Source organism: Saccharopolyspora karakumensis (assembly GCF_004349225.1).
GTDB classification, from domain to species: Bacteria; Actinomycetota; Actinomycetes; order Mycobacteriales; family Pseudonocardiaceae; genus Saccharopolyspora; species Saccharopolyspora endophytica.
The window spans coordinates 1-5,214 of sequence record NZ_SMLA01000112.1; the positions used below are offsets into that span (position 1 = coordinate 1).

Here is a 5,214-nt window from a genome sequence, read left to right on the forward strand (position 1 = left end):
CGGCCAGCCCGGTGGTCAACCAGGACCGCCGCCGCGGCCGGCGGGCGGACCCCCGCCGCCCCCGCCCGGCGGTCCGGCGTGGCCGGGAGAGCAGCCCGGTGGTCGCCCCGGAGCCGGTGGGCAGCAGCCGCCGCCCCCGCCGGGACGTCCCGGCGGTCAGCCCGGCGGGCAGCCGCCGCAGTGGCCCGGGGCCGAGGCCCCGGAGGAGACGACCGGTGCGTGGACGCCGTCCTTCGACGACGACTCCGCGCCGGGTTCGAGCCCGTCGCCGCTGACCAGCAAGTTAAACGGGGAGGACGACGCGACGAGCTACTCGCCGTCGCCGCCGCCTCCTCCCCCGGGCCGTCCTGGTCACCCGCCGGCGGGGCAGCAGCCTCCCGCCGGTCGTCCCGCGCCGCCGCCTGGTGAGGCGCCGACGCAGAACCTCCCGCAGACCCCGAGCGCTGACCGGGGTGCCGCGGGCGCGGCCGGAGCCGGTGGTGCCGCCGCCGGTGCGGGTGCGGCTGGTGCTGCCGCGGCCGGTGCGGCCGGTGCGGCCGGTGCGGCCGGTGCGGGTGCTGCCGCGGGTGCGGCTTCGGCGGGTGCCGGTGTCACCCGTGAGCCGAACCTGCTGACGCACTCGGACCAGGCGACGTACAACTACTACGCCGACGACTTCGACGACGACCCCTACGGCGACGACGACCGGTTCGGCGACCAGCAGAGCGGCGGTGCCGCTGACGTCGGCAGCGCCGGTTTCCCCGGCAGGGACGACGACGAGGATCCAGACGACGACATGAGTGCCGCCCAAGCCAAGCGCGCCGTCCTGTGGCGGCGCATCCGCAGGGCCTGTTACGTGGGCGCGGCCGCAGCGGTGATCATCCCAACGCTGGTGTTCATCTACGGCTACCTGTTCTGGGAAGCGCCGGACGAGCAGAAGCTGCTGAACATGAAGCAGCCGATCACCATCACCTACGCGGACGACTCGCCGCTGGCGACGGTGAGCTCGGACGGTTCCCGGGAGGTCGTCCGCGACCTCAACCAGGTGTCCAAACCGCTGCGGGACGCGACGATCTCCGCCGAGGACGCGAGCTTCTACACCAACCCCGGCTTCGACTTCCAGGGCATCGCCCGGTCGGTGTTCTTCATGTTCACCGGCTCCGGTGTCGGTGGTGGTTCGACGATCACCCAGCAGTTCATCAAGCTCGACCTGGAGCTGAACAAGTCGGATCCCGACTACGTTCGCAAGGTCAAGGAGATCGTGCTGGCGTTCAAGATCACCAACGAGCGCTCCAAGGACGACATCCTCCTGTCGTACCTCAACACCGCCTACTACGGCCGAGGCGCCAACGGCATCACCGCGGCGGCCAACGCCTACTTCGGCAAGAAGCCCAGCGAGATCACCCCGGCCGAGGCCTCGGTGCTGGCGGGCATGGTGCAGCGCCCTAAGGGCAACGACCCGCGCGAGGACCTGGAGCAGGCCACCACGCGGTTCAACTACGTGCTCGACCAGATGGTCAAGAACGGCTTCCTGCCGGCTTCCGAGCGAGAGGGCCTGCAGCTGCCGGAGACCCGCGGCCAGAACGACTGGCGGATCGACCGGCGGCTGACCCCGGACCAGTTCAAGATCAAGGACCAGGTGCTCCGGGAGCTCGAAGAGGCCGGCTACGACGAGGACACGCTGGCCCGCGAGGGCTTCAAGATCAAGACGACGATCGACCCGAAGGCCCAGAAGGCGGCGGTCGAGGCCGCCACCACCCAGGCCGAGAACACGCTGCCGGACAACATCAAGACCTCGCTCGTGGCGGTCGAGCCCAAGACCGGTGAGGTCAAGGCCTACTACGGCGGCGGCGGTGACGTCGGTGGCTACGACTGGGCGGTCGCGCCCACCGAGCCCGGTTCGTCGTTCAAGCCCTTCGCGGTGCTGGCGGGTCTGCACAAGGGCCTGGGCATCGGCGAGTTCTACGACGGCAGCAGCCCGCAGACCATCGCGGGGACCGAGTTCGCCAACGCCCCGAACGTGGCCTGCGACGTGCCGACCCACTGCGGGGTCCGCGAGGCCATGACGAAGTCGGTGAACACCGTGTTCGTCAACATGGCGGCCCGGCTCGGGCCCCCGGCCATCGCCGAGGCCGCGCACACCGCGGGTGTCCCGGGGGAGTACAAGTCGGGCAAGGGCTCGACGAAGACCCTGCAGAACGCCAACGGTCAGACCCAGTCCGGTATCGCGCTGGGCATGTACCCGGTCAAGCCGATCGACATGGCCAACGCGTACGCGACGCTGGCGAACCAGGGCAAGTCGCACACCCCGCACCTGGTCCGGGAGATCACGCCGCGCGAGGGCCCGCCGATCAAGATCCACAACGAGCCGGTCAAGACGCTCTACGACGAATCGGAGTCGGAGGCCGCGAAGCTGGCCTACAACACGATCGCGTCGATGTTCGACGTCGCCGACCACGCCAAGCGGGGTCTCGAAGACGACCGGCCGGTGATGTCCAAGACCGGTACGCACCAGTACCTGGACACCAAGGACAACGCCACCGCGTGGATGATCGGTGCGACTCCGCAGCTGTCCACCTCGGTGTCGATGCTGGCCAGCGAGAACGGTCGCAACGTCCCGCTGGAGGACAACTCGGGCACCAGCTTCTACGGCGGCAAGTACCCGGCGATGGTGTGGCAGCAGTTCATGAACAGCTACCACAAGGGCCTCAAGGTGGAGCAGTTCAAGAAGACCGACACCATCGGTCAGTTCCAGGACATCCCGCTGCCGCCGCCCCCGACCTCGTCGGAGCCGCCGTCGTCCTCGGCGCCGCCGCCCACGATGCCGAGCGACTCGCAGGAGCAGGAACCGACGACCAGCCGGGAGGAGCCCGGTGACGGTCAGGACTGCGGCGGGTTCTTCGAGCCGCCGTGCGAGACGGAGTCGAGCAGCCCCGGTGAACCGGGAGACGTCGCTCCGACGCGGCGTTTCGGCGAATAGCCGGAGCTGAACGCAGGAAGGGCACCCGCCGACCCGGCGGGTGCCCTTCCTGCTTCTCGGGGCCAAGTAGCATCCGGGCGTGTCCACCAACGAATCCGCCGATCGGGAAACAGCGGCGTCCTCGGGGAACGTGCTCGCGGCAGCGGTGGACAGTTCGTCCCTCTCAGCGGCGGATCGGGTTCCGCCGACCTGGACCGAGTCCTTCCCGCGCAACGTCAGCCGGCTCTTCGGCGGTCCGCTGGGCAGGCACGCGCAGGTCGGGCGGCAGTGGTTCTGGACGCCGCTGCGGGTGATCCTGCTGCTCGCGGTGCTGACGCTGGCCGCGGCGTGGCTGTTCAAGGCGCCCTGCCAGGTCACCTACGACACCAGCAGCGGTCCGCAGCTGGACTGGCGCAACAGCAAGCAGTACGTCGCCATGTGCTACACCGACATCATCCCGCGCTACGGCGTGGGAGATCTCGCGCCGGACAACGCCTTTCCGTACAAGACCGGCTGGGTGGAGAACAAGGGCACGCTGAACGAGCAGGTCCGCTACATGGAATACCCGGTGCTGACGGGGCTTTTCCAGTGGATCAACGCTCGCACCGCCGACGGTTGGGCGACGCTGGCCGGTTTCGGCTGGCTCCCGGGTGGACTCACCAGCGTCCTGTACTTCAACATCACCGCGCTGTGGCTGGCGGCGGCGTGGCTGGTGACCATCTGGGCGTTGGTCCTTCTGGCGCGCCGCCGCGTCTGGGACGTCGCGCTGGCCGCCGTGTCACCGCTGGTCTTCGCGCACGCCTTCACCAACTTCGACGCCCTGGCCGCGGCGCTGGGAACCGCCGGCCTGCTGGCCTGGGCGAGACGACGACCCGTGCTGGCCGGGGTGCTGATCGGCATCGGCGGCGCCACCAAGCTCTACCCGCTGTTCTTCCTCGGGCCGCTGCTGGTCCTGGCCTGGCGCGCGGGGAAGCTGCCCGACGCGGCGCGCGCGGTGCTGGCCGCCGCGCTGGCGTGGCTGGCGGTGAACGTCCCGATCCTGCTGGCCTACCCGGACGGTTGGGGCGAGTTCTTCCGGCTGAACAGCCAACGGCCCGCCGATCCGGACTCGCTGTACAACGTGCTGATGCACTTCACCGGCTGGGCCGGTTTCGACGGGCAGCTGCCGGCGGGCGCGACGCCGGTGGTGCTCAACGCGGTCAGCCTCGGGCTGTTCCTGCTGGCCTGCCTGGCGATCGGTTGGCTCGCGCTGGCCGCTCCGACCCGGCCGCGGGTGGCCCAGCTGTGCTTCCTGGTGCTGGCGGCGTTCCTGCTGACCAACAAGGTGTGGAGCCCGCAGTACTCGCTGTGGCTGGTTCCGCTGGCGGTGCTGGCGATTCCGCGCTGGCGGCTGCTGCTGACCTGGATGGTCGTCGACGCGGCCGTGTGGGCGCCGCGCATGTACTACTACCTGGGCACGGCCAACAAGGGACTGCCGGAGGGCTGGTTCCTGGGCGCGGTGCTGATCCGGGACGCGATGGTCGTGCTGTTGTGCGTGCTGATCGTCCGCGAGATCCTCGACCCGGCCCGGGACAAGGTGCGCACCGCGCTGACGGTCCGGGGCGAGCACCCCGGCGGCATCGACGACCCGTGCGGCGGTCTGCTCGACGGTTCCCGGGACCGGTTCGTGTTACCCGGTGTCGCTCGTTGGGGGCAGCGAACTCTCGCTGCGACCCGGGGGGCTCTAGCTTCGAAGCGCTGATCCGCTCGTCTCGTGGAGGTGCTTCTCACATGTCAGGTCGCATGCTGACCGTCGTTCTCGCCGCAGTCGCGGTGGCCATCCCCGCTGCGGCCACGGCCGCGTCGGCCGCGTCGGCCGCGCCGCCGGCCCCGGTCCAGGTCCAGCTCGGCGAGGCCAAGTGCCAGGACATGTCGGCCATGGTCGCCGCGATGCCGATGCTCGCGCCCGCGTTCCCCGACGCCGCCCACACCCCGGTCGTCGAGTACCGCATCACCGCCGCACCGGACGCGCCGATGACGCCGTACGAGGTCAAGGTCAACGGCGAGACCAAGGGCTCCGGTTCGGTGGGAGCCAAGGGTCTGATCATCTCCAGCACCTCGCTGCCCAACAACACCACGACCAAGATCGAGGTCACCTCGGGCGAGAAGGTCCTGGCGACCCGCACCTACACCCCCTCCTGCTGATCGGATCAGCGCTGACCGTCGCGGCCCCCGGGGACTCCCGAGGGCCGCGACGGCGTTCGCGGTGCCCGGCACCGGCCGGGGAGGGGCAGGGG

The 5,214-nt window shown here is 70.2% G+C and carries 3 protein-coding genes; all 3 read left to right on the forward strand.

Annotated elements, in window-relative coordinates; genetic code table 11:
• Positions 1 to 2,959, forward strand: a 2,959-nt coding sequence (locus E1202_RS30925) for a transglycosylase domain-containing protein (protein WP_207919011.1), incomplete at its 5' end; no start/stop codon positions are given.
• A 79-nt stretch (positions 2,960 to 3,038) separates the two neighbouring features.
• Positions 3,039 to 4,679: a glycosyltransferase family 87 protein gene (locus E1202_RS30930; protein WP_408007732.1), complete on the forward strand. Its 1,641-nt coding sequence runs from the start codon at positions 3,039 to 3,041 to the stop codon at positions 4,677 to 4,679.
• Between the two features lie 29 nt (positions 4,680 to 4,708).
• A complete protein-coding gene (locus tag E1202_RS30935) occupies positions 4,709 to 5,122 on the forward strand; it encodes a hypothetical protein (RefSeq protein ID WP_132686848.1) in 414 nt (137 codons plus the stop codon).
• The last annotated feature ends 92 nt before the right edge of the window (positions 5,123 to 5,214 follow it).

Excerpts from the sequence above, each read along its gene's own strand:
- E1202_RS30935 (WP_132686848.1), top strand. The coding sequence starts at position 4,709 with ATGTCAGGTCGCATGCTGACCGTCGTTCTCGCCGCAGTCGCGGTGGCC.